Annotated in this window: 28 protein-coding genes and 3 pseudogenes; 13 read left to right on the top strand and 18 right to left on the bottom strand. The window is 44.0% G+C overall.

The genetic code is table 11. From position 1 onward, the window contains the following. Positions 1-12: 12 nt before the first annotated feature. Positions 13-658: pseudogene (locus tag QMZ64_RS13070) on the bottom strand (helix-turn-helix domain-containing protein). Positions 659-851: 193 nt separating this feature from the next. Beyond that, the gene (locus tag QMZ64_RS13065; protein ID WP_020450387.1) at positions 852-1,484 is read right to left on the bottom strand and encodes a homoserine/threonine efflux transporter; all 633 of its coding nucleotides are present in this window, start codon (positions 1,482-1,484) and stop codon (positions 852-854) included. A gap of 145 nt (positions 1,485-1,629) precedes the next feature. On the opposite strand from QMZ64_RS13065, the gene QMZ64_RS13060 reads away from it, so the two are divergent. Then, positions 1,630-2,457 (top strand): TrmB family transcriptional regulator, encoded by an 828-nt coding sequence (locus QMZ64_RS13060; protein WP_243944517.1) that lies wholly within the window; start codon positions 1,630-1,632, stop codon positions 2,455-2,457. A 31-nt stretch (positions 2,458-2,488) separates the two neighbouring features. Here the strand turns inward: QMZ64_RS13060 and QMZ64_RS13055 are convergent, their stop codons facing one another. The 5 genes from QMZ64_RS13055 to QMZ64_RS13035 form a co-directional block, all read right to left on the bottom strand. Then, positions 2,489-3,544 carry an LLM class flavin-dependent oxidoreductase gene (locus tag QMZ64_RS13055; protein WP_165426203.1) on the bottom strand — a complete coding sequence of 352 codons (1,056 nt, stop codon included), beginning with the start codon at positions 3,542-3,544 and terminating at the stop codon, positions 2,489-2,491. 267 nt (positions 3,545-3,811) lie between these two features. Continuing rightward, positions 3,812-4,786, bottom strand: coding sequence for an SPFH domain-containing protein (locus tag QMZ64_RS13050; RefSeq protein ID WP_265627696.1), 975 nt, complete (start codon positions 4,784-4,786; stop codon positions 3,812-3,814). Between the two features lie 21 nt (positions 4,787-4,807). Then, positions 4,808-5,575: a TPM domain-containing protein gene (locus QMZ64_RS13045; RefSeq protein ID WP_265627697.1), complete on the bottom strand. Its 768-nt coding sequence runs from the start codon at positions 5,573-5,575 to the stop codon at positions 4,808-4,810. After that, on the bottom strand, positions 5,575-6,600 hold the full coding sequence (locus tag QMZ64_RS13040; protein ID WP_265627698.1) for a TFIIB-type zinc ribbon-containing protein: 1,026 nt from the start codon (positions 6,598-6,600) through the stop codon (positions 5,575-5,577). Before QMZ64_RS13040 ends, QMZ64_RS13045 begins: the two co-directional genes overlap by 1 nt. Before the next feature lie 35 nt (positions 6,601-6,635). Then, positions 6,636-7,316: a PspA/IM30 family protein gene (locus tag QMZ64_RS13035; protein WP_265627699.1), complete on the bottom strand. Its 681-nt coding sequence runs from the start codon at positions 7,314-7,316 to the stop codon at positions 6,636-6,638. Positions 7,317-7,686: 370 nt separating this feature from the next. Between QMZ64_RS13035 and QMZ64_RS13030 the strand changes: the two genes are divergently transcribed. Further along, positions 7,687-8,964, top strand: coding sequence for an MFS transporter (locus QMZ64_RS13030; RefSeq protein ID WP_265627700.1), 1,278 nt, complete (start codon positions 7,687-7,689; stop codon positions 8,962-8,964). A gap of 20 nt (positions 8,965-8,984) precedes the next feature. Here QMZ64_RS13030 and QMZ64_RS13025 read toward each other — a convergent pair whose 3' ends face one another. Continuing rightward, a complete protein-coding gene (locus tag QMZ64_RS13025; protein ID WP_265627701.1) occupies positions 8,985-10,457 on the bottom strand; it encodes a carboxylesterase/lipase family protein in 1,473 nt (490 codons plus the stop codon). Positions 10,458-10,599: 142 nt separating this feature from the next. Between QMZ64_RS13025 and QMZ64_RS13020 the strand changes: the two genes are divergently transcribed. The 3 genes from QMZ64_RS13020 (at position 10,600) to QMZ64_RS13010 (ending at position 12,160) form a co-directional block, all read left to right on the top strand. After that, on the top strand, positions 10,600-11,364 hold the full coding sequence (locus QMZ64_RS13020) for an SDR family oxidoreductase (protein ID WP_265627702.1): 765 nt from the start codon (positions 10,600-10,602) through the stop codon (positions 11,362-11,364). A gap of 83 nt (positions 11,365-11,447) precedes the next feature. After that, the gene (locus tag QMZ64_RS13015) at positions 11,448-11,810 is read left to right on the top strand and encodes a DUF488 domain-containing protein (protein WP_075755223.1); all 363 of its coding nucleotides are present in this window, start codon (positions 11,448-11,450) and stop codon (positions 11,808-11,810) included. A 65-nt stretch (positions 11,811-11,875) separates the two neighbouring features. After that, complete coding sequence (locus tag QMZ64_RS13010) at positions 11,876-12,160, top strand: DNA-binding protein (protein ID WP_265627703.1); 285 nt, start codon at positions 11,876-11,878, stop codon at positions 12,158-12,160. 26 nt (positions 12,161-12,186) lie between these two features. Here the strand turns inward: QMZ64_RS13010 and ppsA are convergent, their stop codons facing one another. Both ppsA and QMZ64_RS13000 read right to left on the bottom strand, forming a co-directional pair. Further along, positions 12,187-14,811, bottom strand: a complete 2,625-nt coding sequence (ppsA, locus tag QMZ64_RS13005) for a phosphoenolpyruvate synthase (RefSeq protein WP_265627704.1) — start codon at positions 14,809-14,811, stop codon at positions 12,187-12,189. Positions 14,812-14,826: 15 nt separating this feature from the next. After that, positions 14,827-15,441 carry a TetR/AcrR family transcriptional regulator gene (locus tag QMZ64_RS13000; RefSeq protein WP_265627705.1) on the bottom strand — a complete coding sequence of 205 codons (615 nt, stop codon included), beginning with the start codon at positions 15,439-15,441 and terminating at the stop codon, positions 14,827-14,829. 160 nt (positions 15,442-15,601) lie between these two features. Between QMZ64_RS13000 and QMZ64_RS12995 the strand changes: the two genes are divergently transcribed. After that, entirely contained in the window at positions 15,602-15,832 is a 231-nt protein-coding gene (locus tag QMZ64_RS12995; protein ID WP_243944539.1) for a hypothetical protein, read from the top strand. 49 nt (positions 15,833-15,881) lie between these two features. Next, positions 15,882-16,562: an SOS response-associated peptidase gene (locus QMZ64_RS12990; RefSeq protein WP_265627706.1), complete on the top strand. Its 681-nt coding sequence runs from the start codon at positions 15,882-15,884 to the stop codon at positions 16,560-16,562. A 67-nt stretch (positions 16,563-16,629) separates the two neighbouring features. Here QMZ64_RS12990 and QMZ64_RS12985 read toward each other — a convergent pair whose 3' ends face one another. After that, positions 16,630-17,091 carry a GNAT family N-acetyltransferase gene (locus QMZ64_RS12985; protein WP_265627707.1) on the bottom strand — a complete coding sequence of 154 codons (462 nt, stop codon included), beginning with the start codon at positions 17,089-17,091 and terminating at the stop codon, positions 16,630-16,632. Between the two features lie 97 nt (positions 17,092-17,188). On the opposite strand from QMZ64_RS12985, the gene QMZ64_RS12980 reads away from it, so the two are divergent. Continuing rightward, a complete protein-coding gene (locus tag QMZ64_RS12980; protein WP_265627708.1) occupies positions 17,189-17,458 on the top strand; it encodes a hypothetical protein in 270 nt (89 codons plus the stop codon). A gap of 23 nt (positions 17,459-17,481) precedes the next feature. On the opposite strand, the gene QMZ64_RS12975 is transcribed toward QMZ64_RS12980, so the two are convergent. The 3 genes from QMZ64_RS12975 to QMZ64_RS12965 all read right to left on the bottom strand — a co-directional run bounded on the left by QMZ64_RS12975 (position 17,482) and on the right by QMZ64_RS12965 (position 20,916). After that, entirely contained in the window at positions 17,482-17,931 is a 450-nt protein-coding gene (locus QMZ64_RS12975; protein ID WP_265627709.1) for a YfmQ family protein, read from the bottom strand. Between the two features lie 113 nt (positions 17,932-18,044). Then, positions 18,045-18,962: a VanW family protein gene (locus QMZ64_RS12970; protein ID WP_265627710.1), complete on the bottom strand. Its 918-nt coding sequence runs from the start codon at positions 18,960-18,962 to the stop codon at positions 18,045-18,047. Between the two features lie 1,531 nt (positions 18,963-20,493). After that, on the bottom strand, positions 20,494-20,916 hold the full coding sequence (locus tag QMZ64_RS12965) for an antibiotic biosynthesis monooxygenase family protein (RefSeq protein ID WP_265627711.1): 423 nt from the start codon (positions 20,914-20,916) through the stop codon (positions 20,494-20,496). Between the two features lie 430 nt (positions 20,917-21,346). On the opposite strand from QMZ64_RS12965, the gene QMZ64_RS12960 reads away from it, so the two are divergent. From QMZ64_RS12960 to QMZ64_RS12945, 4 genes are all read left to right on the top strand, one after another. Next, positions 21,347-21,976, top strand: a complete 630-nt coding sequence (locus QMZ64_RS12960; RefSeq protein WP_265627712.1) for a hypothetical protein — start codon at positions 21,347-21,349, stop codon at positions 21,974-21,976. Positions 21,977-22,351: 375 nt separating this feature from the next. Next, positions 22,352-22,546 (top strand): tyrosine-type recombinase/integrase, encoded by a 195-nt coding sequence (locus QMZ64_RS12955; protein ID WP_265627853.1) that lies wholly within the window; start codon positions 22,352-22,354, stop codon positions 22,544-22,546. A 323-nt stretch (positions 22,547-22,869) separates the two neighbouring features. Further along, a complete protein-coding gene (locus QMZ64_RS12950; RefSeq protein WP_187444691.1) occupies positions 22,870-23,022 on the top strand; it encodes a hypothetical protein in 153 nt (50 codons plus the stop codon). 76 nt (positions 23,023-23,098) lie between these two features. Further along, positions 23,099-23,782 (top strand): hypothetical protein, encoded by a 684-nt coding sequence (locus tag QMZ64_RS12945; RefSeq protein ID WP_265627713.1) that lies wholly within the window; start codon positions 23,099-23,101, stop codon positions 23,780-23,782. A 62-nt stretch (positions 23,783-23,844) separates the two neighbouring features. Here the strand turns inward: QMZ64_RS12945 and QMZ64_RS12940 are convergent, their stop codons facing one another. Next, the gene (locus tag QMZ64_RS12940; protein WP_265627714.1) at positions 23,845-24,063 is read right to left on the bottom strand and encodes a LexA family protein; all 219 of its coding nucleotides are present in this window, start codon (positions 24,061-24,063) and stop codon (positions 23,845-23,847) included. 226 nt (positions 24,064-24,289) lie between these two features. Between QMZ64_RS12940 and QMZ64_RS12935 the strand changes: the two genes are divergently transcribed. Then, the gene (locus QMZ64_RS12935; protein ID WP_265627715.1) at positions 24,290-24,859 is read left to right on the top strand and encodes a hypothetical protein; all 570 of its coding nucleotides are present in this window, start codon (positions 24,290-24,292) and stop codon (positions 24,857-24,859) included. A 236-nt stretch (positions 24,860-25,095) separates the two neighbouring features. Here QMZ64_RS12935 and QMZ64_RS12930 read toward each other — a convergent pair. From QMZ64_RS12930 to QMZ64_RS12920, 3 genes and pseudogenes are all read right to left on the bottom strand, one after another. Then, a pseudogene (locus QMZ64_RS12930) lies at positions 25,096-25,350 on the bottom strand (peptidoglycan-binding domain-containing protein); the annotation flags it as partial. A 111-nt stretch (positions 25,351-25,461) separates the two neighbouring features. Continuing rightward, positions 25,462-26,091 (bottom strand): annotated as a pseudogene (locus QMZ64_RS12925) (peptidoglycan recognition protein family protein); the annotation flags it as partial. A gap of 136 nt (positions 26,092-26,227) precedes the next feature. Next, on the bottom strand, positions 26,228-26,419 hold a 192-nt coding region (locus QMZ64_RS12920; protein WP_301441350.1), incomplete at its 5' end, for a phage holin.

Here is a 26,419-nt window from a genome sequence, read left to right as displayed (position 1 = left end):
TAACATGCTCCATCATGATTTATGTGACAGCTGGTTGAAAACGAATTGAACCGCTGCGGCATCATCAATATAGCCGATTGGAAAAATATAATCCGGTATGACATCAACAGAAACGATAAAATACAGCAAAGCGCCGCCCATCAGCAGCAATTCACGCGGCGTTCCCCGCCCCGAGGTAAATCGGCTGTACATGTCGTGCAAACGGGTCAGAAAAGGACCAATGCCGGCGACTTTCTCGACTTTGGATTCAAACTCAGCCAAAATGGTACGCTTTCCTTCCTCCGTCTGAGAATATTGTTCGTACTCATTCAATTTGTTTTTCAGTTCTTCCGTGGTAAAGGACCGATCATAGACATTTGAAGTTTGCAAAACATCTTCAATTTCGGCAACTGACGAGTGAATATCCGGACGTACGCTCTCCCTCGCCTTCTCCATCGCATAGCCGGCCGCTGTCATCAGCTCATCAAAAGAAACGCCGAGACTTTCAGAAAACCTTTGCAAATGGTTCAGGTTTGCTTTTCTTTTGCCATTGATGATTCTTGAGATGGTCGCTTTATCGATTTTGAGTACGTTCGCTCAATTCTCTTAAAGATAATGATCTTTTTCGCAAATGCTCTTTCAGCAGCGCCCCCAGCTGATTTTTCTTTTGTTCATCCATGAGCTTTTCTCCTCTCACACTTAAAATGTATCAATCTATCAGCCAAAAGACCAAGTCGGTATCAATATATAGAATCGTTGTCAAAATGTCAACGAATAACCATAGACCGCTGTTTTATTTGGCTTATTCCACCCCATAATCGTTGACAAATAAATAAAAAAAGAGCGAGTCAAAACTCACTCCTTCTCCGATATCAATCCAAACCCGTTTTAACGCCAAACCCGACAAGCACCAGCCCCGCGGCTTTTTGAAAGACCTTCTGGAATTTCACGCTTCTCAGCCATTTTTTTGCGAAATCGATCAAATATACGAGGATGAGGAACCAAAACACAGCAAGAAAGGTAAGGATTAAAGCGAGGATGATCAACTGCTGGTTGACGCTTTCTCTTAAATTAATAAATTGAGGCATAATCGTGATATAAACCAAAACAGTTTTCGGATTGAGAACGTTGCTGAACAATCCTTGCATAAACGAATCCTTATAATGCCGGCTTGATGCGTTTTCGGTTTTGTTCTTCTCGGCTTGTATGTCCTCCAAAGAAAACATTTTTTTCGCGAAAAAGCTTTTAATGCCTAAATATATTAAATAGGCCGCCCCCAAGTATTTGATCGTATTGAACAGAATCACCGACTTCGCAATCACCACCGCTAAGCCGAGAACGGCAATCAGCGTCCAGAAAGAAAGCCCCGTCGCCAAACCGAGAACATTGCAGCGCCCGGCGTTCGGCCCGTAGCGAAGCGTGTTTTTCACCACAAGCATCGTATCGGCTCCGGGTATCACCACCATCATGGCGGCAATCGATATGTATGACAGCAGGCTATCCATCAGGTGTCTCCCCCCATACCGGTTTATATAGTGACTACTTTAGTAACCACTTATAAAAAGTGTATCAGCGGACTTGAAATAAATCAATACATCCAGCAAAATATGAGTGACAAAGGTAGCGACTCTTGTTGAAGCTGGAGGGCTTATGAAGGAAACCATATTAGACGTACTGAAAAACCTGAATTTCACCGAGTATGAGTCGAAAGCATACTTGGCACTCTTGGAAGAATCGCCGCTGACAGGCTATGCGGTGGCGAAAAAATCGGGTGTTCCCCGGTCGAAAATATACGAAGTGCTGGAGAGCCTCGTGATCCGCGGCGATATCTTTGTCAGCTACGGCGGCACACCGCAGTACATTCCCGTTCCCGCCAATGAACTGATTAAAAACCGGCGGCTGAAAGCGGAAGAGACTTTTGAACAGGCAGAAAAATATTTCGAGAAGTTTGAACGCACTGCAAATGACCGGGAAAATATTTGGAACATCACTGGGCGAAGCGAGATTATCGATAAAGTAAAGGCTTGTATATCATCAGCCGGAAAAAGGATTCTCCTCGAAATTTGGAAAGAGGATTTTCCTGAATTGGAGCCGGAACTCAAGCAGGCCGCAAAAAAAGGCGTCATCGTCACCATCATTGCGTACGGCGACATTGAAGCTGATTTCGCCAATGTCTATCTCCATGACAGCAGCACGCAAATTACAGAAGAGTACGACGGACGCTGGCTTGTATTCAGCGTCGACGATTCGGAAGTCGTGGCCGGCATTGTCTCGCACGGGAAAGACAGCCGCGCAGCCTGGACGATGCATGTAGGCTTGGTGATGCCGATTACCGAAGTGATGATTCATGACCTGTACCTGATGGAAATCATGAAGAAGCACAGAGAGGTATTGGAGGAAAGTTTCGGCGAAAACCTGATCCATTTGCGCCGCAAATTTTCGATTCATCCGGATTTCAAAAAGCATTATATGAAATAAAAGGCCCGCGCAAAGCGCGGGCCTTTTATCATTATGATCTTTCGGACGCCTCCCAGCGGGATACCTCTTCCCTGACGAGCGGCGCCGTTTTTGTTCCAAAAAGTTCAATCGCCTTCATGACATCTTCGTGCGGCATCGAACCGACCGGAACGTGAAGCAAAAAGCGGGTGATCCCGACATTCTTGCGCAGATGAATAATTTTTTCCGCCACCGTCTCGGGATCGCCTACATAGAGCGCCCCTTCAAAGCTTCGGGCTGCATCGAAGCTCGAGCGGCTGTACGGGCCCCAGCCCCGCTCCCTCGCGAGCGTATTCATAGCCTGCTGGGTGGAAGGGAAAAACCGATCGGCGGCCGTCTCAGTATCCTCCGCAATAAAGCCGTGGGAATGGGAAGCGACCGTCAGCTTTGAGGCATCATGCCCTGCATGTTCCGCCGCTTTGTAATAAAGCTCAACAAGCGGGGCGAAATGCTGCGGACTCCCGCCGATGATGGCGAGAACCAGCGGCAGGCCGAGCAGTCCGGCGCGAACGACGGATTCCTGGTTTCCGCCGCTTCCGATCCATACAGGCAGCGGATTCTGCACAGGGCGCGGGTACACGCCTGTATTCTGAATAGCCGGACGATGCTTGCCGCTCCATGTGATCCTTTCCGACTTTTGCAGCTCAAGCAGCAAATCAAGCTTTTCTTCAAAGAGCTCATTATAATCGTCTAAATCATATCCGAACAGCGGAAAGGATTCGATAAAAGACCCCCGGCCCGCCATGATTTCCGCCCTGCCGTTTGAGATCCCGTCGAGCGTTGCAAAATCCTGAAAAACACGGACGGGATCAGCCGACGACAGCACGGTAACCGCGCTCGTTAATCTGATGCGCTTCGTCTGTGCAGCCGCTGCGGCCAGGACGACGGCAGGAGAAGAAGCGGCGTAATCTTGACGATGATGCTCTCCAACTCCGAATACATCCAAGCCCACCTGGTCGGCAAGGACGATCTCCTCCACTACTTCGCGCAGCCGCTCCGCATGGCTGATGACTTTTCCGGTTTTGATATCAGGGGTCGTTTCTACAAAGGTGCTGATGCCTAATTCCATGTCGCTTTTCCTCCAGATTGTTTCCTTTAATTATTCTGTACATCCTTGATTGATGTATGCCGTATTCTTTTCACCCGGCACTCACATTGTTATATATAGAATACGGCGGGCGTTCTGATCATGCAATTGATCCGACTTATGAATCAGGATCAGCTTCTGCTCCATTTGTTTTCCAGCTTGGTCTGCCGGCAATCATGCCGGTCTGTTATTCATAAATTCACAAAGAAGATACCAGCTTTGCCGGTATCTTCTATATCGATCCCCAGCTTACACAAGTTTCTGCCCGCAGTTCGGACAGAAGTTGGCTTCACCCGTTTTCGTTCCGCAGTTTGGACAGAAGTTCGGCTTTGCCCCTGCCTGCGGCGTGCTTTGAGGCGTCTGTGTCTGCGCCTGCTGATTTTGGTTCATCTGATTCATCATTTGGTTCGCGACATTCATTCCCATCATCATGCCGGCCATATCGGATGCGGCACCGCCGCCTGCCATCTTTCCTGACGCCATGCCGTCTGTCATGGAGATCTGCTGATATCTGTTCAGATCGCCGACCATCCCGTGGGAAGCATTCTTTGTGATCATGTCCTGGATTTCTTTCGGATAATTGAAACTCATGATGTTAAAGCCTGTTATCGTCATACCGTCGCTGACAATCTCCATATCAAGGTCTTCCTTGATCCCTTTTGCAATATCAAAGGCGTTGGCTTGAAGGTTGAACATATCTTTTCCTTCTTTTGTGATCCACTTCATCAGAAGCTGATCAAGGATAGATGTGATCCGTATTTTGATATCTTCCACAACATACTGATCTTTCACACCGGCAATTTTATCGATTAATGCGACATAATCATTCACCTTAAAATTAAATGTGCCGTTCGCTCTGATCGGCATGCCGCCCGGAAGTCCTGCAGCCGGGATATTAATGGCATTCTTCGTCCCCCATTTAACGGTAAACTCCTTCGTATTAACAAACAGGACTTCGGCGCGCATCCCGCTGTTAAAGCCAAATTTAAAACCTTTTAAAGTAGATAAAAAAGGAATAATTTCAGATTCGATATCATAGTCGCCTTCATCTTGGAATATGCCTTCGATTTTTCCATTGTTTAAAAAGACGGCATCCTGACCGGGACGAATGATCAGCCGGCTCCCCTTTTTGATTTCGCGGTTGTTCCATTTGTAGAAAATCATATCATCGCGAAATTCATCCCACTCTACTACATTTGCAAATTGATTTTTAAAAAACACCATTTGAGCTCTTCCTTTCCCTTTCTAAAAGCTTCCCCGGCTGCCGCTGTGCGAATGTCCTCCGCTCGTCGTTCCGCCGCCTGAGCTTTTATTATTGGACGGTTTTCTCTGTTTTGTGACGGTCGTTCTGATGTACTCGTCATTCTTTCTGATCACTCCGGATGTATCACCGTTCATATACGTGTTTGCACTTACGGTCACTCTGCCGCCTGAATTGTATTTCATAATGGCGACGGCAATTCCCGCGATGACTGCTGACACAAGCAATTGAAACCATGTCTTAAAAAAGATGCTGTCCGCCCACGGTTTCTTCTCCATATCATCATACGCCGCCTTCATAAACATTTCGAATGCGGCTTCATAATGATTGTCAGATATATCCGGCGTGATTTTTTCTCTAATTTTGTCCAGTCTGGCGTCATTCAAATATTCTTCAGCCTTTTTAAAGCCGGCAAGATAGACTTCTCTATGCTCCATATCAACCGTTAACACGGCTGCATTTCCGTGCTTCTTCTGATAGCCGGGCGCTTTTTCGTCATAGAAGTCTTGAGTAAATTTTTTCACATCGCGACCCTTCGTATCATTGGCCGTCACAATGATAAAGTCGGTTTCCCGTTCGGCGCCCAATTTGGCTGCCAGCGTCTCCAGTTTCTCGATTTCCTGTTTGGTCAGAAGCCCGGCTTCATCATAAACATACCGCTTCTGTTCAGAGGCTGCCGCACCGGAGGCTATAGGGATGAAGACAAGGAAAATCATACATAGGATCATTGCGTTTCTCAATAAATTTCTCATCACGCCCCGCCTCCCATCACAGCAGCGATGATTTTCCAGACCGCAAATATGGAGACAGCCAGTCCGCTAAACCACATCTTTTCTTTAAATGAGCTGATCGGCGGCTTGCCGACGACTTTTCCCGTTTGTCCGTTCATCGCAAAAATGTAATCCTTTTGTTTGTAGTTGTAATTGACCATCCAGACTGGCAAAAGTACATAAAAGCTTTTCATTTTTTGCGTATCGACGTGTTTCGTTTTCACATCGACGGAGCTGTATCCGGATAGAGTGGAATCGATATATGATTCGATGTAGCCGCTGATTTTGCTTTTCGCCCGCGGAAAAAGCTCTTCATCATCGTAATTATATTTTTCAGCGATGTAGCCTGCCAAATATGCCGTTTTAAAATCTTTCAGCTGATCATACGGATAAGGCTCCAATTTGTCCATCAATTCATCGTTCATCTTTTCTGAGGCATCCACCGGGACTTTGATGTAGTCGAGATTGATATCGCGAAACGCATCATAATGTTCGGTCTCCGTATAGATGTAGTCGCCCTGTGTATACCGATGTACCTTTGTGCAGCGGGCGCTGATCTGCACTTTGCTGTTTAAATCGTACATCCAGAAAGGGACGTACATGCCTGTGATGCTTTTAATCCGGTCAGCCGACATAAAGCCCTTTGGTGTTAACAGCCCTTTTCTGCACCACTTGCGAAACGCGTCTGCCGCTTCCTCTTTGCTGATCGTAAAAGGAATCACCTTTGCCGGGGCAAGGTTTCCGGACAGGCGGTCGGCGATCACTGCCGCTCCCCCGCAAAAGCTGCAGGATGTAGCCGTCGTTTCTTTTTCAGTGATCAAAATAGCGCCGCAGTTTTGGCAATGATATTCTGTTGCTTCGTCTTCAGTAAATCTCGCTGTTTTTAATTCTTCCGGAATGTTTTCAATCTTGTCCTGTCTCCCGCAGCTCCCGCAGGCCAGCGTGCCGGATTCAGCGTCAAAGGCCATGTCATCCCCGCAGCCCGGACATTTATAAGATATTACCATGTCTCTTAACCTCTCACATTATTCATTTCAAATTGTTATGACTTTTGACCCGCCATTTTCGCTTTCAGTGCGGCAAGCGCATCATCCACACCAGAGGGGCTGTCATATTTAGCTTTCAGGTCTTCTATGTCATCTTGAGGAGCGGCGTTCAGTTCAGCCATCGCATTCGCTTCATCAAGCGCCCGGTTGGCCTTTTCCTCCATTCTGCCGAAAGCGGACATTGAATGGTTGGCATTTGCTGCAGATGCACCGAGTTTATTCATTCTTTCCTGTGTTTTTGCCGCTGTCCATTTCGCTTTGATCGCGGCCCGGCGCGCTTCAAGCTCTCCGATATCGGAAACAAGCTTATCGTGCATTTTTTTCATTTGAAGCGCATTGGATGACGCCGTTTGTAATGCAGTTTCTAATTCGGACGCCTTCGTTTCCAGCACCGTTTTCTTTTCTAAAAATGTTCGGGCATCCGCCTCGCTGCCGGCTTCCAAAGCCTTCATGGCATAGCGCTCAAGCTTGTCGATTTCCGCCCGGCAATCCGCCAGTTCTCTTTTTGCCCTTTGCTCGGCCGCCATGACAGACGCCGTTTCCGCCTTTACTTTGTTTAAGTCGCTGTTTAAGTTTCTGACATACTGATCCACCATTTTTTCCGGGTCCTCCGCTTTATCAAGCAAAGCGTTAATATTGCTGGCCATAATGTCTTTGAACCTGCTTAATATACTCATCTAAAAAACTCCTCCTCATAGTAAAATATACTTAGTTTAAATATACTATTTTTTCAAAGGAAAAGTTTCGGTTTTTTAATAAAAAATTGATATAATGGTAGTTTTTCAAGGGGGAATTTCAAACAAAAACAAAGATATTCAGGCGAAATATTCTGATTTATATGTTGATTTATTTTTGTTTTCCGAATAAAGTAATACTATGAGCAAAACATTCGCAACAGTGTGCAAGCTGGAACGGATGCAGGGTCGGTATCACCAGAAAATGATAACGCTTACAATATTGCTTGACTCACTAAGGAAAAATCCAGCATTCAACGCATCAATCCGGCTTCTGTCAGAAAAGAATTCTGATTTGAAAGGGGAACGAATCATGCCAGGGAGAAAAAAAGGCAGTTTGAAGTCGACGATCACGGTTGCCATGTCCAACTATTTGGAGGCGGGATCAATCGTCGCAGGGGCCGGCGGGCTTTCGTTATGGGTTGAATATTTAGGGTTGGACGACGCCCGGGTCGGGCTTCTCGGCGCTTTAAGCGCAAATGGTTTCGGCGCGACGACCGGCGCTTTTCTCGGCGGTTTTTTAGTCGACCGTTACGGGAGAAAATTCATATACAAATACGATCTATTGGTCTATATGCTTGGCGTTTTGCTGATCGCCGTGTCGTTTAATTTTCCAATGCTTTTAACAGGTTACATCGTGACGGGAATTGCGGTGGGCGCAGCGATTCCGGCTGCTTGGACTTACATTGCCGAGGAGGCGCCTGATCACGAACGCGCCGGACGCGTCGGCTGGGGGCAGCTGGCATGGTCGGTCGGACCGGCGCTTACGCTGCTGCTATCGGTTGCCTTGGCGCCGCTCGGTTTGCTGGGAAGCCGGTTGATTTTTGCCCAATTATTCGTTGTCGCGGTCATCACGTGGATTTTGCAGCAGCAGATTCACGAATCGTCCATCTGGGAGGAGCAAAAGCGAAAAGAAGCTGAAGACAAAGCAAAAGGAGTTGCAGAAAAGGCATCGATCAAAGAGCTGTTGACCAACAAAGCGAACCTCCGCGCCATGATTCTCCTCATCGGAATTTATGCGTTTTGGAACCTTGTTGCCGGAACGATGGGATATTTCATGCCGTATATTTATGAGACGGTCGGCGGTTTAACAGCGGCGCAAGCCAACCTGCTGCAGGCATTTTTATGGATTTTGACAGTGGCGTCCACATACTTCGTCTTTATCCGTCTCGGCGATAAAGTCAATCGAAAAACGCTTTTTGGCATAGGAGCAGCCATGGCAACCGCCGCATGGGTCATCCTCACCTTCGGCACGATGAACATCACAGAGCTTTTATTATTCGTATGCCTGTGGGGCATTTCTGCGGGATTTGGAGCGCAGGCGTTTTACGGGCTGTGGGCGGCAGAGCTTTTTCATACGAAATACAGGGCGCTCGCCCAAGGCTTCATGTTCTTCATCGTCCGCATCGGCGTCGGACTCATCTCATTGGTCGTTCCTGCGATGATTACGGGATTGGGCTTTAAAACAGCCGGCGCCGTCATGATTGCGTTTCTCGTCATTCATATGATCATCGGGCTCCGTATGGCGCCGGAAACGCGCGGCAAATCGCTTGAAGCCATTCAAAGCGAACGCTATCACCAAAGCGGCTGACCTCAGGTCAGCCGCTTGTTCTAAACCTGCTGGTTCGAGGCTGTCAACAGCTTCCTCTTCTCTGAATACGGGTCGCTTTCAATCGCGATTTCTTGATCAAAAATGAGCGTTTTCCGTGAATCTTCATGATAATCAGGCCAGCTGACATCATCGGTGCTCGGATTTCCGGAGCGGGCAAAAGACACCCAGGCAGCCTGAATCTGTTTAACAAGCTGACGCGTATCCTCACCAGCCTTCGTACCTGTCAGCTGTTCCAAACTGTCCATATTGCCAAATACAAACGGAATCTCTAAGCCGTGCGCCGCTTTGTTGAACGGCGGATGCTCCGAATTGGCATGCCAGTCAAACCGGTACATAAAGACAGATGCATGTCGTGATTGAGCCGAAGCGAACACAACGGACGGATGCCAAAAGATCAGATCTGTCATCATATCAACATGGCCTTTCAATGATCTCGGATACAGAGACGCCGCGGCTTCAGCTGCCTCTTTTCCCATGTATTCTTCTAAAATCTCATTGATCTTCCTCTCAGGCAAAAGTTCCGAATCAGAGGCAAAAAACAAAGCGCCTTCATCGCGGTTTGTTCCGATTAATAGATTGATCCCTTTTGCCGCGCCTTTCGCGACGGCTGCGTCCGGCTTCATCGGCAGGGTTTTTTCGTCAAGTGCAGGCTGAAAGATCAATTCAAAAATATTTTCTCCCATTAAAGTACGCAGCTGATCGGCGGCTTTAAGAAGTTCTTGATCAGATACATCGCGGAGGCGCTCCAGGTGATGATGATCAATATCGAGAATCGTTAAGAATCTTTCTGCTGCGGCTTTCGCAAGCTTTTCAGACATTGTTGCGGAGGCCCCGCTTTCCATAATGGCCTGTTGAAAAAGCCCCTTTGCTTTCGGCATCGCCATAAGTGAAGCGATGCTCATCGATCCCGCCGATTCTCCAAATACCGTAATATGATGACGGTCTCCGCCAAAGAAAGCGATATTTTCTTTCACCCACTCGAGCGCCGCGATTTGATCCAGCAGGCCAAGGTTGCTTGTGTAGGAATCATCAATTGAAGAAAGATGCAAAAAACCGAACGGACCGAGGCGATAATTGATGGTGACCACGACCACCTTTCCCTGCTTTGCGAGCTGAGTCCCGTCATAGAACGGTTCACTGCCGGCGCCGAGATAAAAAGCGCCCCCATGAATCCACACCATAACAGGCAGATCCCCATCCGCCTCTTCAGGTGCGTACACATTTAAATACAGGCAATCCTCAGACTTTTGAACCCCCTCTGATTGGGGCAACCCCTTGTCAGGCTGCGGACAAACCGGACCAAATTGAAAAGCCTCCCGCTCACCTTCCCAGGCTTCCATTCGCTGCGGTTCCCGAAACCTTAACTCGCCGACGGGAGGTTTTGCGAAAGGAACGCCTTTAAAGATACGGACACCGTTTTCCGCTCTGCCTTTCAGCTTTCCGAAGCACGTTTCGACAGTCGTTTCATACATTTTATTCCACCCCTTTCACTTTTCAATGATAATGGAATCGGAACATACCGTCTAATCGGAATACTTGCATTTTGGAAAATGAAGGGTCTAGTATAGGATCAGAAAAGATGTTCAACTTATTTGACGGAAAAGAGGGATTTCAATGAAACTGTCGGGACTCACAGTACTGATCACAGGCGGTGCATCAGGAATCGGCTCTGCATTTGCCGAACGATTTATGAAATCGGGAAATACGGTTATCGTCTGCGGGAGAAGGGAAAGCAAGCTGAAAGAAGCAAAGGAAAAATATCCGGAGCTGATCACCCGTGTATGCGATGTAACCGATGAAACGGAGCGACTGGCATTATTTGAATGGGTCAAAGAACGTCACCCTGGCGTAAACATACTTGTGAATAATGCGGGCATACAGCAGCGCTACCACATTTTAAAAGCCGATGTCATAGACAATTGGGCTGACTACAAAAAAGAAATCACCGTCAACATGGAGGCGCCGATCCACCTGGCCATGCTCTTTAGCCAATACTTCGCCGAAAAACCGGGGGAAACAGCGATCATCAATGTAACATCAGGCCTGGCGTTTACACCGATGGCGATCGCACCGATCTACTCATCGACAAAAGCCGCTCTCCATTCTTTTACGATGAGTTTAAGACATCAGCTTTCCGAGGCCGGCGTTGAGGTCATAGAGGTCGCTCCTCCCGCGGTCAATACGGATCTTGGCGGTGTCGGACTGCATGATTTTGGAGCTCCTTTAGATGAATTTGCCGATGCGATTTTTAAAGGGCTGGAAGAAGGCCGCTTAGAAATCGGCTATGCCAGATCGGAAAAAGCTTTGCGGATGTCAAGAGATGAAATCGATGAAAGCGTCAGCCAAATGTACAGTTCTTTAAAACATTCCATCGAATAAAAGGATTGTTGGCATTGGCTTTTCAATAGAGGTTGTTCCTTCCAGCCGGCCGGTTTATCATAAAATGAGAAGGAGTGATCCAGATGCCGATTATTCTTCAGCGCATTTATCACGAAAACCAACAGGCAGAAGGACGCCGCATTTTAATCGATCGTGTGTGGCCGCGCGGCATATCAAAAGAAAAAGCGAACCTTGACTGCTGGATGAAAGAAATCGCTCCAAGTCCTGATTTAAGAAAATGGTTCGGCCATGACCCGAAAAAATTCGAATCGTTTAAAGAAGCCTATCAAAACGAAATCAAACAACACCCTGAAAAACAAAGAAGCTTCAAAGAATTAAAAGAAATGGCTGCGGACGAAACCGTTATTCTGCTTTACGGTGCAAAGGATGAACGCCATAACCATGCCGTCGTTCTTTATGAGATGCTGAACCGGCAAAGCCTTTGACCTTGAAACTTTTTTCAATCCTTTTCGTATGACAAATAAAGCAATATGCGAAAAGGATGGTAAACATGGAGATGAACCTGTTTTGGATCGGGCTTGGTTTAGCGGCTTTAGGCTATTTTATCGGAGACGGTTTGAAAAACTTTAAAAACCCAAAAGGGAACCATTCGGGCTATCCATATTTAATCAAAGAAAGAGATTTACAATATTATTTAGGATTAAGCAAAGAAGAAACGAAAGAAATGCTGCGCAAATATCCTGAAATCCCTAAAATTGAGTTAAATGGCACGACCTATTATCCTTACCAGCACTTGATGGAATGGATGTTGTCCGCCGACCTTTATAAACATTAAAGCGCAGCTTGAAGCTGCGCTCGCTTTTATGATTCGAGTATTTCAACATAGCCTTCCGATCCGTTTATCCTGATCTTCTGTCCGTCTTTAATTTCTTTCGTCGCATGTTCAACCCCCACCACCGCCGGAAGCCCGTATTCCCGCGCAATGACGGCGCCATGTGTCATGAGGCCGCCCACTTCAGTCACCAAACCTTTGATTGAGACAAACAGCGGTGTCCAGCTCGGATCTGTAAAAGGCGTGACAAGGATATCCCCCTCTTCGATATCGGCTTCTTCCAATTTCAGAATCACTCTTGCCCTTCCTTCGATGACTCCCGATGAAACAGGAACGCCCGCCAACGCTCCCGCCGGAATGTGATCTCCCAGAACTTCTCCCGTGATGACCTCGCCTTCTGAAGTCATCATTCGCGGAGGCGTTAATTTTTCATAATGCTGATATTCTGCTTTTCTTTCTTCGATCTTCTTCACATCGAGTCGATTTGTGCAAACGGCCTCTCGCAATTCATCAAAAGACAGATAATAAATATCCTCTTTCGCATGAATCAGATTCATTCGCTGCAAAACGGCGGCTTCTTTCATCAACGCTTCCTTATATATAAAATAACGTTTGATCAGAGCATATTTGGGATATTCCCGATAACCGATAAAATTCCGCAAAACGCTGATCATCTTCTTTGTCTTTTTTGCCTTTTGTCTGCCTCCCTTTAATTGTTGCAGACGGCTTAACAGATCCCTCTCCTTTTGCCCCGCTTCCAATCGCCCCTGTTCAAACTTCACCGTTCGCGCGCCGGGATCAGAGTTCTTGATGTTGCTCAAAATGACTGGAGCAAGAATGGAAGGGCGTTCGCTCCAGCGCGTCTTGGTCATATCGATCTCACCGGTACAGCGCATGCCGTATTTCTCAAGGAATGCCCGCAATGCGCTGCTAAAGGCGGGACCGCCGTCAAGCTGTTTGAGATCTTCGAAAAAGGTTTCATCATTGGCATGCGCTAAATACTTCTGAACCTCGGGATATCCTCTGGCAGCATCGGAAACATCCAAAAGCGCCAATCCCATTTCAGATGTGATATTATGCAATACCGATTGAGAAAGGGTATCGGCGACATTTTTTTCGCCAAGCCATTTCTCCATTTTTCGATTGAGCCAGTATACCGCATATAAACCAACCATAATCACAGCCATGCTCTCTGAATCATAGAGAACTTTTTTCAAGCTTTTTTGATCCTCTTCTATCTGTGCAAATAACGTTTCACCCGATGCATTTTTCAATCGCTGTTCAGCCTCATGAATGGATGCTTCCGCTTTGGACATGAGCCGTTTGACTACACCTGTGTCGTTTTTCCGGTAAATCTTCAGCGCATGACCAGGCAGCGACCATGACAGCCCCTCAGCCCCTAATCTAAACATCCGCTTCCCTTTCGGCAACGTTTTGACAATCTCCTTTCTTTTCAAAAAATTCACAAGAGCGCTATGCATGAAAGGATCATTTTTCCCCGCCGTGCTGAGGACGACTTTCCGACCAGCAAAAGATGCCAAATCGTGTGATAAATCAATAAAAAGCCTTCCGCCGGCACAAGTCAGCTCATAATCCGAGATCAACCCGAAAAACGATATCCCCAGCGGATTGATCGGCTCTGTCATCATTTGCTGATGCCCGACAGACATATAGACGCGCAGTTTGTCATCGCTCTGTTTCGGGAGAGGAAACAATGTCGTTACAGGCCTGCTCTGGACAAAGAAAAATTCGCCATCAGCCAGACACCATTCAATATCCTGCGGAAAACCGAAATGAGCTTCGATTCTCCTTCCCAGTTTTTCGAGCTGTATGATCTGTTCATCTGTTAATGTTTGCTTTTTCCGGCGTCCCGCTTCGACTTCGCGCGCCTCAGTGCCGCCGCTTTCCAAAGAATAGACTGCCGTCTTTTTCTCGGAAATCGTTTTTTGAATGATCGCGCCTTCGCGAACCTTATAGTTGTCTGCTGAAACCGTACCAGATACAAGCGCCTCTCCCAAAGCAAAGCTCGCATCAATCGAGGTGACCTTCCGGTTAGATGTAACGGGATCTGCCGTAAACAAAATGCCTGACGCATCCGAAAACACCATCTGCTGGATGACGACCGATAATTGAACTTTACGGTGGTCAAAACCGTTTTGAATCCGGTAGATCACGGCCCGCTCTGTAAACAGTGAAGCCCAGCATTTGCTGATATGCTTCAAGATCGCCTCTATTCCTTTTATATTTAAATACGTATCTTGCTGCCCGGCGAAAGAGGCATGAGGCAAATCTTCCGCTGTAGCGCTTGATCGGATGGCATATGCACCGCCGCCAGCATTTGAGTGAGCGCTTTTAACCGCTTCTTTGATCTCTTCGGCGATTTCGGCCCTTTCAATACCATTGCTGATCTGGAGGGAGAGTTCTTTAATCTGCTCTCTATCGTTCACTTTTAAAAGAGACAGCTGATCAATCAGTTCACTGACACTGCCGTTTTCGCCGATCATCCTTTCATATGCCTTTGTAGTTACACAAAAGCCGGGAGGCACTTGAATGCCGTCCATTTTGGACAATTCGCCCAAGTTCATCCCTTTCCCACCGACAAGCGGCAAATCGGCTCGATCGACCTCATGAAAGCCCAATACATAGTGTCCCATCAGAAATCCCCCTTTTTATTCGCCTTCAATACCGAAACGAATCATATCCAAAAACCGTTTTCGTTCTTCAAGAAGACGTCTGCTCCAGACTGAATCATAATCGTTTTCAGCCGTTACTTTCGCTAGAAACTTTTGTTCAAAATGCCCCATCATGACCATGATGAGTTCGAACGCCTCTTCACGATCGACTCCTTTCCTCAACGGAACTTTCGCAAAAAGCTGTTTTAGAATACGATTTCTAACGGCAAATTGCTCCCCATACTTTGCGGCGATTTCTTCTTTTAATTCGGAAGGCGGTGAAAAAAAGGCTTCTTTCGTGAGCTTATATACGTTTGGATAATCCGCGAAAAACTCAAGCTTAGCCAGGCTTATTTTTTCTTTCGCTTCAAAAAAATCATGATAAGACGACAGGTCATCAAGGGAAAGGCGCGACTTTACCTTTTCAATACAATAATCGAGCACAGTTAAGTACAGGCTTTTTTTGCTTTTAAAGTGATGAAAAATCAGCGCCTTTGAAATGCCGGCCGCTTCCGCCAGCATTCCGGTCGAAGTCTTAGCATAGCCGCGCCTCGCAAAAACTTCCAAACAGGCATCGAGTATTTGTTCTTTTTCATAAAGCTGTAAAGGCATTGATCATCATTCCTTTTCGTTATTGACCAATCGGTTAGTATAAATTGTAGCGTTTGCTGACCATTCGGTCAATATAATAAAATAAGAATGAGGTTTTAACATATGAATTTATTGGTAAAATGAAGGTGGAGCTTACAAAATATGTCGGGGTGAAAAAGCAATGCTGGCGTTGGTGGTAAAGTTTATTTTGCTCTTTATTTTATGTTCCATTTCGTTTTCTTTATTTAAAGCATGTGTTTACACAGCAGGTAAAAAGCTGATTGACCGGACCGCGGAAGGATCGGCGCTTAACTGGACCTGCAGCGTATTCATCAAAAACGGCGTGGCCATGACGGGCGATGACTGCTTTGTCATGGCTGTTGCAGCGGCCTTATTGGCCATTTATATATAAAAAATCTATTTGCCTCAAACTTTCAATAAACAAAAAAAGGTGATCTAAGATGTGCGGCAGGTTTACGCTCTTTTCTGAATTTGATGAGATTATTGATCGTTTCGATATTGATCAAATGACGATTGAAGATTACAGCCCCAGTTATAACATCGCGCCTTCCCAGTTCATTCTCGCCGTCATCAGCGACGGTTCGCATAACCGGCTGGGTCGGCTGCGATGGGGATTGATTTCGCCGTGGTCAAAGGATGAGAAAATCGGTTATAAAATGATCAATGCGCGCGCTGAGACTTTGGCTGAGAAGCCGAGCTTTCGAAAGCCGCTGATCAGACAAAGGTGCCTCATTCCGGCAGACAGTTTTTATGAGTGGAAGCGCACCGATGCCAAGACAAAACGGCCGATGAGGATCAAGCTCAAAACAAATGGACTGTTTTCGTTTGCGGGGCTTTGGGAGAAGTGGCAGCCTGCAGGCGGCAAGCCCGTCTATACATGCACAATCATTACGACAATGCCCAACGATTTGATGAAAGATATTCATAACCGCATGCCCGTCATTCTTGATCGTCAGGCTGAAAAGGAATGGCTGAATCCGGAAAATCAACACCTTGCGTATTTAGAAAGCCTTTTAAAACCCTATGAGTCAAAAGAGATGGAAGCTTATGAAGTCCCGACTCTCGTCAATTCACCGCATCATAATTCTCCTCAACTCATTAAAAAAGCCTCTTTGCAATGAAAAAGGGGCTTTTCAGCGAGGCGGCCGGGTCATAATGGTGAGGGCATCGCCTCCATGATTCAAAAAATTAATGTGTCAGAAGGTAAAATTCACTGCTGAATCCGATGCCTTCCCAAAAATGTAGCGCCGATTGATTATCGATATCAACTGATACTTGAACGTGAGACACTTGATGCCGTTCAAACCAATCCATCATACGATCTGCAACAAGCTTCCCCAGTTTGTTTCTTCGATAGCCCGGGGCTATGTACACTTCATCGATGTGCCCGCTCAGACAATCGCTGACCAAATCTTTCTTAATAGAGGCCAGCCCGTATCCGACCGCTTCTTGCTTCTCATTCACGACGGCAAAAACCGCTCCGTATGCGGATTGAGCATATTGTTTCAGCTGCTGCTGTATCATTTCTCTATCTTGATCATCCAATGTGCAATCAGCCGTTTCCAATGTATTATCATTCCACAAATTAATCAGTTCAGCAACAAACTCAGGCTTCAGAGGGGCATCAAGCTGTTGAATATGTATGGTCATGGCGTTTCTCCCTTTGCAAGACTTTTCATCAACCACATTTTAAATTAGAATAATATGCAATACAAGGATTTTATTGCTAATGAAAGGTGATGGTGAAATGGACAGTCGTACAGCGCGGGAAAAAGAACCGCCGCTTGTCAAAGCGTTCCATTATATCACGCTTGCCGGCATAATTCTCCTCATCATTCCATCCGGTTTAAATCCTGTTTATTTGAATGTGGGTTTCATCCTGTTTGGGCTGAACATCGGTGTGCGTTCATTCGTTCTTTTGAAGAAGAATAAAAAAGGAGAATGTATCTTTACGATCGCTGCTTGTTTATTTTTGATCGGTTACAGCGCTGTCAGGCTCTATTTTTTATCAAAATAAAAAAGCAGGTTTTTTCCTGCTTTTTAAACCAAATCCGCCGTTTTGAGCCCCCTGCATGTTTGCAGACTGTCAGAACGCAGACAATAAGCGGCCGTCTTTTTCTTATATTGTTTAACGACGTCTATATGATCATCGTATCTGTAAACCAACAGCTTCACAGCGTTTTTTCCTCTTTTTGTTACGATAACGAACGGTGTCCCGGCGTTTTTCGGATTTACAAAAAGCGGCTCGTCTCCCGGGTAGATGTAATACCGCTCCATAAATACAGCTTCATTAAAGTGTTGAATAAATTGACTCTTGTCAGATCCCTCTAAACGCTTTCCGCCGAACGTCACTGTAACATTCGCTTCTTCCAGCTTCACATGAACTTGAAATTTGCCGGTCAGCCACTCTACAACACCGCTCGGAAGGCAAGTGACCAGTATTTTAAAAAGACTGAAGATCACCAAAAAGGTTACAAAAAGCCATGTCACTCGATCATCTCCTCTTGTCTTAAAGATGTGTCCTTGATTCATCCTATCATACAGGCAAAAGGATTTTATTGTACATTGTGTGAACAAGTGCAGCGCCAGATGAACATTCGCCTTTAGTGATCCCCGCTCTGATGCTCTTCTTTTGGGATTTCAGACGGAGCCTTCGGGACCTTCCGCAGCTGATGATTGACAACATCAGAAGAATAAAGTGTAACAACCATCGTTCCTCCATGCCGTTTTGCTCGGATCAAGACCGGCTGGTTATATTTATTTTGAAAGCGCAAATCAGGCCCGCCCCAGCTGACCGTCGCGTCGCGCCCCGGCGGAACATAAGGGACACGGCGGCTGTGGGAATAGCGCTGGACGATTTCCAGTCCTGCCCTGTCAACCGCATTAAACAATGTCGACGAAACCTGGCAAATGCCTCCCCCAACCCCTTCAGACAATTCGCCTCTCACGATCACGGGAGCCTTCATATACCCCTTGTCCGGCGTCCTCATACCGACAACTTTGTTAAATGAAAACGTCTCATTAGGAAACACAACATGATTGTCGATCGCTTTTGCCGCGAGTGAAATGTTGTGCGTCCTGCTTTTATTCCCGGAATTAAAATACGTCACATACTGGCCGATCCGCTGTGTCCGGATATGGGAAAGCAGTTCGCTGTCCACTTTCGGGTAAACGTTCAATTCAGGCACTTCTATCGTGGACGGGCCATCCCCATAAAAATACGCGTAAAACTGCTCTCTAAATCCCTCCCTGGAAAGGCTGTAGCCAACCTTGCCGGGAACGATCCTTCCCTGATCATTGATCACGGCGTTGACGGGATCCTTGTGTACTTTCCGCTCAAGCCTGTCAACGAACTCGCCATATTTTTTAACATCAATCATCGGTGTCCCGGGAAGCGGCATTGTAAAATCTTCGCGGTTTAAAACGGCCACTTTCTTCCCTTGCTGGGTAATCGTTAAGCTGTCAGAATGCCCCGCGGGCTGCGCTAAAAGTAAAAGTCCAGTCATCCAAATTTTCAGCATAAGTCGATGTACCTCCCGCTATTAGTATGAACAGGAGATGATATTTGATGTACTGGACGTATGATGCTTTAATGATGATCTATATTATGGATTGGAAAGGTTACACTAATGGAGGGAAGCTAAAGCATGCATTTAAGCCTGTTTATTTTTATTGGTTCCTTTTCTTTTTTGCCTAATTAACATTACGGTAGTTGCGATCAGGACTATCAAAAAAATGATGCCTGAGTACAGGAACCCAACCAGCTCTACGCCATTAAATTTGTACGTCAAATAACTGCCGATAAAAAAGATTGTCCCCAGCAGGGAAAATGAATTGCATCGACTTACAATTTTTTTGACCATTTTTATAAAACCCCCATGGTCTTGCGATTTAAATGCCATTTGCACATTTGCCCCAATATCAGATGCAGAATTAGAGGGACATTTATTAAGGCTACTCTTGCCGAAGGTCATAATATAAAATATATGCCCTTCTCTTTGAGAAAGGCATGTCGCTACTTGTTCTGTTGATTTTCTTTTAAAGTAAGATTTAAAAATAGAAGGGCCAGTAAAATGAATGCGATGTTCACCAGCCAGGATTTCCAGCTAGCCACAGGGTCAAAAATTGTACCGATCAGGTGAATAATAGATGAAAGTGATAAAAGCAAAAACATTAGTTTGTTGTGCGACATTAATTGTTTAACCTTTCTGTTAAAAGTTCAGAACCCATTATAACTTAATTAACCAAAATTCAACAATTATCTTTCGATCAATTTACAACATTGATGTTTGATGAACAACTTAATTTCTTATTTTTTGGGGTCACTTCAAATAAGGGAAAGTGCGTCTCCCATTCTGCCCAATAAAAAAGCGGCCACCAATCAACTGCACAACATCCGTGTGCAAAAGATCAATGTCCGCAGGCTCTCCTTCTTGGATTCAATATTCACGTTCATTTTTCTTGTCTCTATCGTATGACAAAATGGAATAGAGAAAACCTCCCATTTTATCCCCCTTTTTGTTGGATTTTTCTCGGATTGGAACATAAAACATAGAACAATCCCTTTCACGAATGTATATTCCCATACGCAAATTGATTTTTCTCGGAATAGGTTGTATTTTACTGGAAATTCATTTCAGAGACATACACCTTCAAAATCCGAAAGTGTGACCGGTTTTGTGACCAAAATAGCTAGTTTAGAAAATTAGAAATGCAAACTTAATAAGGGGTAGCGTAAGATCAGGAAAATGCTAATATTTAAAAGCCCAATTTCTCAGTATTGAATTTGAAAAATTGGGCTTTTTTCGCTCCGCAATCGCGCCCTTTTGCTGAACAAAGTTGCGATCTTCATATAGTGCTTATAGACAAGGGGGTATTCCAGCAGAGGTATCACCATGGAGTTATCAGTTGATTAGCTGGTGAAGATGAAGAAAGAACCAATGAAGGACATATTAGAAAACGTTCTTCAAGTTGAAATCACCTTAAAAAACAGCGACATAAACAGTTTTTCTTCCTATTACACCGGCCTAAAGATAACTGGCCAAGTTTAAATCAGCGACTGACATTCGTTAAATTACTTCCCCATTCTCCTTTTGGGGTTAAATAACTTATTATTCTATCCTCAAGGAGATCACCAAGAACTTCTTCATATTTTTTTCGATAAGGCTTTGGCAATTCTTCCTGTAACCAACTGTCTTTTGTACCTTGCCAGATTTCATAAATTACTATATCATCTGGTTTTTCAATATCATCACTTATAATAGCATTTATAAAGGTAGGTTCGTTTGACATCACTTCAACAAGTGAATAAAGTGATTTTCGAAAAGCTTCTTTTTTGCCTGCTTTAACTTTGAAACGAATGTTTAAAACAACTTGATTGGCATTGCTAGTCATAGTCATATGCAACCCCTCAAAAAGTTTATTTAAGAATATTCCCGTTAAACCTAGTGTAATAGAATGTTCTTCCTTATTCAACAAAAGTGCCTATTTGTTCCAGAATATGCGCCCCGTTTTAATGATTAGCCTTCTTCCATTCCCCTCGCAATTATTCAGCCTTTATTCTCCTTCGGTGAACCTCCACTATATGGCCCTTTAATGGAATAAAGAAGAATCTTCACTGATACAGCTAAAAAAATCTTAAATGATCCAAAAACCTTCATCGCTGCCCGTCAAAGAGAAATAACACAGGAGATTTTAGATGCTGCCCTCGAAATCATTTCGGAGCAACTAAAAGAAGGGCGCAAAAAAAATCAGATTAAACAAAAGTATTGCAATGCGAGAAAGGGCAACGTCATACTTAATAAAACGGTGAATCTTTTTACAAAAATGGTAATGTTCTGTTGAATTTCTGAGAATTTTATCCTATGATAAAAGATGCACACATAAATGAACTGGGGGGCTTTACTTGAAGAAATTTTTGATTTTATCCCTTGCGCTCTGTTTAGGGATTATTTTAGGGGCTTGTGGTTCTACAGACACCGCAAAAAAAGATGATAACAAAAAAGAAACAACAGCAAGCGAGAACAAAGAATCTGATAGTAAAAAAGATAACGAAGATGTCCAAGAAGATGGGGACATGAAAGCGACTACCGTCTTCACTAATAAAAATGTAAATATTAAAGGCTCAACTGGCCCTATGAAATATGAGATCAGTGCCATTCAATTAAAGGAATTGGAGCCAAAAAACGAAGAAACCGCCTCGCTTCTTGATGCGAAAGTCGGAGATAAAATCAACGCAATAACAATTGAAATGGAAGGCGAAAATACTTCTGATAAAGACGTAAGCTTTTTCTTAGGGCAAGCGAAAATCATTACTGATACTAAGGAACAGCTTGAACCCGAGGTGTTACTTTCTGAACATATCGAAGGAGAATATTTAGGGAAAGTTAAAAATAAAGGTCACAATGTTTACATCTTGAAAAATTCATCTGTTAAAGACTTGAAATCAATCGAAATTCGGGTTGATGCTCCAATAGATGATAAAGCTGATAGTCTCGGAAAAGATGTAAAACATACAATTGAAGTCAATAATTGAGAATTGCCCTTTTTAGGGCTTTTCTTTAACACTAAAAACAGAACTATATTCTTATCAAGGTGGACTACACGCCTTTTTAAGCAATGCTCGAATTTAAAAGTTACAAAGACATTGTATTGCCCAACAAACAAAGCATCTAATTAAAATTCATTGCATCCTAACACCAGCAACTGTAGGAGAAGTACCTGCTTTCCGATTTTAGCGGCGCTCTTAAAAAGGCTTAAATTTAAATAGGCAAAGATAGCATATGCCAACGGCGAAAAATTTAGCTAAGATAATTTCATTTTTTCCCGTCCGGATGGTAATCCCGAAAACATAAAGAAAATGGATACAAGAATGAGAAGCATTTTAAAACGAATGTAACTAAACAAAAAAATCACTCAACACACTTTCCGTCACACCTTTACATCCCTTGCAGTCGAAGCCGGTGTTCCTTTGGAAGAAATCCAGAAAATTTTAGGCCGCGAAAAAGACGAAGTGACTAGAAAAGTTTATCTGCATACCACTAAAACTTCGCAACAATTCAATTCATTTGTAAATGACTTATCAATGAAAATCCAATCATCATGATGGATGTGACCATTTCGTGACCAATTTAATAAACAAAACAAAAAACCCCTTGATTTTCAAGGGGTTTTAAGTGGGCTTACATCATGCCGCCCATTTCTGTTATGGTTGCCCTTTAATGCCTTGCTAACCCCGTATAGCCCTTATAGTACAAGGGGTTTTGGGTGTTCTCATTGCCCGTCTTTGCCCTTTTAAAAACAAGTAAAAATATGCGAAAATTTTACCCATTGTGGGCAAATAGTGGGCAATATACTGAAAAGATAAACAAGCCTTTCACTTTTTCTTTGCTATAATAAAACCATCAATACGAAAAGGGACGAGGGAAAATGAGTATCAACAAAATCAGATCAGCTTTATACAAGTCGGCCAAGATTTTAGGGGATGTCAACGCAGTGAAAAAAGGAACGATCGGAAAGCGTATAGCTCGCCGCGCAGCTGGAAAAACAACCGGCAAAATATTGGGCAAACTGTTCAAGTAAAACTATGTAGAAAATCCCCCTCATTTGTTTTAAAATGTAAATGTTCATTATAAACATAGAGGGGGACTTTTTCTATATGAAAAAATTCGCGTTTTTATTTTTTGCTCTTCTTTTATGCTTTGTTCTTTCAGCATGTGGAAGTAATTCAACAAATACAAATTCAAAAGGCCAAGAAAAAGATACAAAAGCCACAGAGAGTGAAAACGATAATTCCAATAACAATACTCAAGAAGACAGCGGCAAAAAGACATTAGATAAAGTTGGTGACAGCTTATATGATCCTAATACCGGGACAGTCACCTTAAATGCTATGAAAGATATCAGCAATAAAAAACTGATCATTGGTGATTTAAAGGTGGATTTTCTCAATGCCAAGGTGATTACTGTCACAAATCTTTCTGATGCTTTTAAAGCAGAATTAAAAGAAAATTTTGGCGGTGATCCAAAGGAATTTACATATGCTCAAATTCTTTATAAAACTGAAAACACCGGAAATGATGAAATCACATGGAGAGGCTTCCGGACAGCTGTAACTAGTGATGGTCAGCAAGTGGATTTAAATTTCAATTTAAATATGGGACTTCCAAACCCGTCTTCAATTGAAATGATGGCAAAGTCAAAAATGGACGATAATATGGTTTGGGTTCCTGTTGATAAAGGTGAAAAAAGTATTAGATTAAAAGGCGAAGATGTTTTAAAACGTGATAACAGCAAGGACGACGCTATTGTCTATGGAAAAGAAATAAAAATTGATCTCTAAAAAAATCCTTCTCATTAGAGTAGGCTTTACACATTAAATAAAAACAACAAAGCCACCAAACGTTAAATGGTGGCTTTTTCTTTACATAATAAATGTAACGTTCGCGGCTTACCTTCTTCCCAATCAACAAGCCCCTTTTTACGTAATCGGTCAAGATGACCTTTTGCTGTGCTTGAAGATTTTAAACCAACCCTTTCGCCTATTTCCCTAACAGAGGGCGGAAAACCTTTTTCTTTAGTTAATTCGTCTATAGCTTCTAATATTTGTTCGGTTCTTTTCATAGTATCCCCCTTCATTGGTTTGTTTTACCTATGATAATTATACCAAACTTTTGTTTCCTTCACTATATAAACAGAACATATTTTCGCATTCGAAGCATTATTGACCAGCTTCAAGTTCCCGCTTTTAAAATGTATCTTTTTTACTATTTTTCAATATTCAGAGGCATTACCACTCATTTTATGGTAATCTATACAATACCAAATACATTATAAGGGAGAGAGAAAAGTGGAGACGATAGCTAAAAGAATCTGTAAACCATTTATCCTATTGCTAACAGCTGTCTTATTAGTAACCTTTGTTGTACCTCAAATTTCACAGGCAAGCGAATTTTCGAATTCCCAGGTGAAAAGCTATTCCGATTCTGGTGATTATTCAGAAAAGGAATTAGAGGAAATATTAAAGTTTTACTTCGAAGAAGTTGGGGAACTAACTAATGAGGGATATGTTATTAAAAACAAGGGATTGTTTGATGAAAAAGTTTTGGAGGGCGACCCTGCTGCCTTAAAACTAAAAGAATTAATGGCGTCAGACTCTTCTTTTCAGAAGTCTAGTTTTCAGGTTGCTAGTGCAACATCTTTTGGTAAATGTGTTGTATACAAAATGATTGGTAGTTACGGTAATACAGCGCGTCAATTTTTGAATGGTGCTATCTTTACATATATCAGAACTAAGCAATATGATTTAGCTGCAAGGTTAATTTTTAAAACTTTAATTAGATCTGGAATGAAAGTTAATGCAGCAACCATTGCAATAGAGTTGTCCTACTACGGATGGCAATGTCGAGGTAAGTGGTAGAATGTCACCTCTAACAATAGTTGAAATTATCTTAACATTAACTGTATTGGGTTTATTTGCATGGACATTCAAAAGTAAGAAAACTGCTGACGACGATGATGTGTATAGATATGCAAGGTACATGATTTATTTACTTGTAGCCGAAGTTGTGATATACGTCATATTCAGTTTTATTTGAAATAAAACCCCCATATCGGGGGTTTTTATTGTTGATAAAAGAATTTAAAATATGTTCTTTACTTCAACAGAGCCTCAAGTTTCGCCTTCGTTTTAGGACCGTAAATTCCATCGGCAGACAGCCCGTGCATCAGCTGGAATCGTTTGACCGCGTTTGCCGTTTTCGGCCCGTAATAGCCATCTATGCCGTTATTTTTGGCACCTTTGTCCGGATAATAATATACAGCCGCTAAAGCCTCCTGAATCTGCCGGACGGCCGTCCCTTTCATCAGCGGGCTTTTTACCTTATAGATGCCAGACGGCAGCGGGTAGGATGATTTTTTGCCGTTTGAGGAAGGCTTTTTCTTTTTCGCTTCAATAGTTGCAAGCGCCTTTTCTGTAGCCGGTCCGTAAATTCCATCCACCGCGATACCCGCTTTCTTTTGCAGAGCTTTGACGGCCTGTACCGTCTCATTGCCATACGAGCCATCGGCCCCATACTTCGGCAGCGAGAAACCAGCGGCAATCAAACGTTTTTGAAGCGCCTTGACCTGGGAACCGGACGCCCCTTTTTTCAGAATGGTCCCTGTGGATTTGCTTGACTGGCTCGTGGATGATGTTTTCTTTGACACAGTTTTATTTCCGAGCAAGGCATCAACTTTTTTCCTGAATGTCGTCAGCTGGCTTGCATCCCTCACCCAGGGAGTCGGACAGCTTTTATTTGTCACATCATAATGCCGCACAATCTTATCTGTAGAAAGGCCGTAACGCTTGCACAAGTCAGCGACCAATTCAGCGGCATTTTGAACGGTTTCGCTGTGAATCTTGCCGTCTTTTTCGACGCACATTTCAACACCGATTGCCGTTGTGTTAGCGTTTGGTTTTAAAAAGCTGACATAACAGCGATTTTGATCATGGGCATGATATGCGACTTCGTTTTCAGGGATGATGTGCTGAACCTCTTTACGGTCTACAAAGTAATGGGCTGACGCATAACGTTTATCAGCGATACACGTGCCATTGAAATAATTACGCTCATTCAGTGCGGACGCACCGGGAGTAGCCGTCCAGTGCATGACAATCCCTTTCACTCCCGCCAACTTTAGCCCTGGCCGGGTATATTGATTGACTTTCACATAATTCTTCACAACTTTAACCATCTGAACCACTCCTATTTTGTTTTTAAATAAAAAAGGCTGCCAGCCGGCAACCTCATTTCGTTAACCCTTTTTGTTTTAGAACTTCTTTTTGCTGCTTTCCTTTGCCAGTGACATAGTTATTTTTGAACCAAGCGACCACAGACGTAATGATGGTGAATGCCGTGGAACCGGCCAAATACAAAGCATCAGCCAGCGTATTCACCTGGTCCTCGCTGATAGGCAAAGCTGCCTTTCCGAACATGAT

The organism is Bacillus sp. LB7 (genome assembly GCF_030449715.1).
Classification (GTDB): domain Bacteria; phylum Bacillota; class Bacilli; order Bacillales; family Bacillaceae; genus Bacillus; species Bacillus paralicheniformis.
The sequence above is the reverse complement of the archived record's forward strand: the minus strand, read 5'-3'. Positions and strand labels throughout refer to the sequence as shown.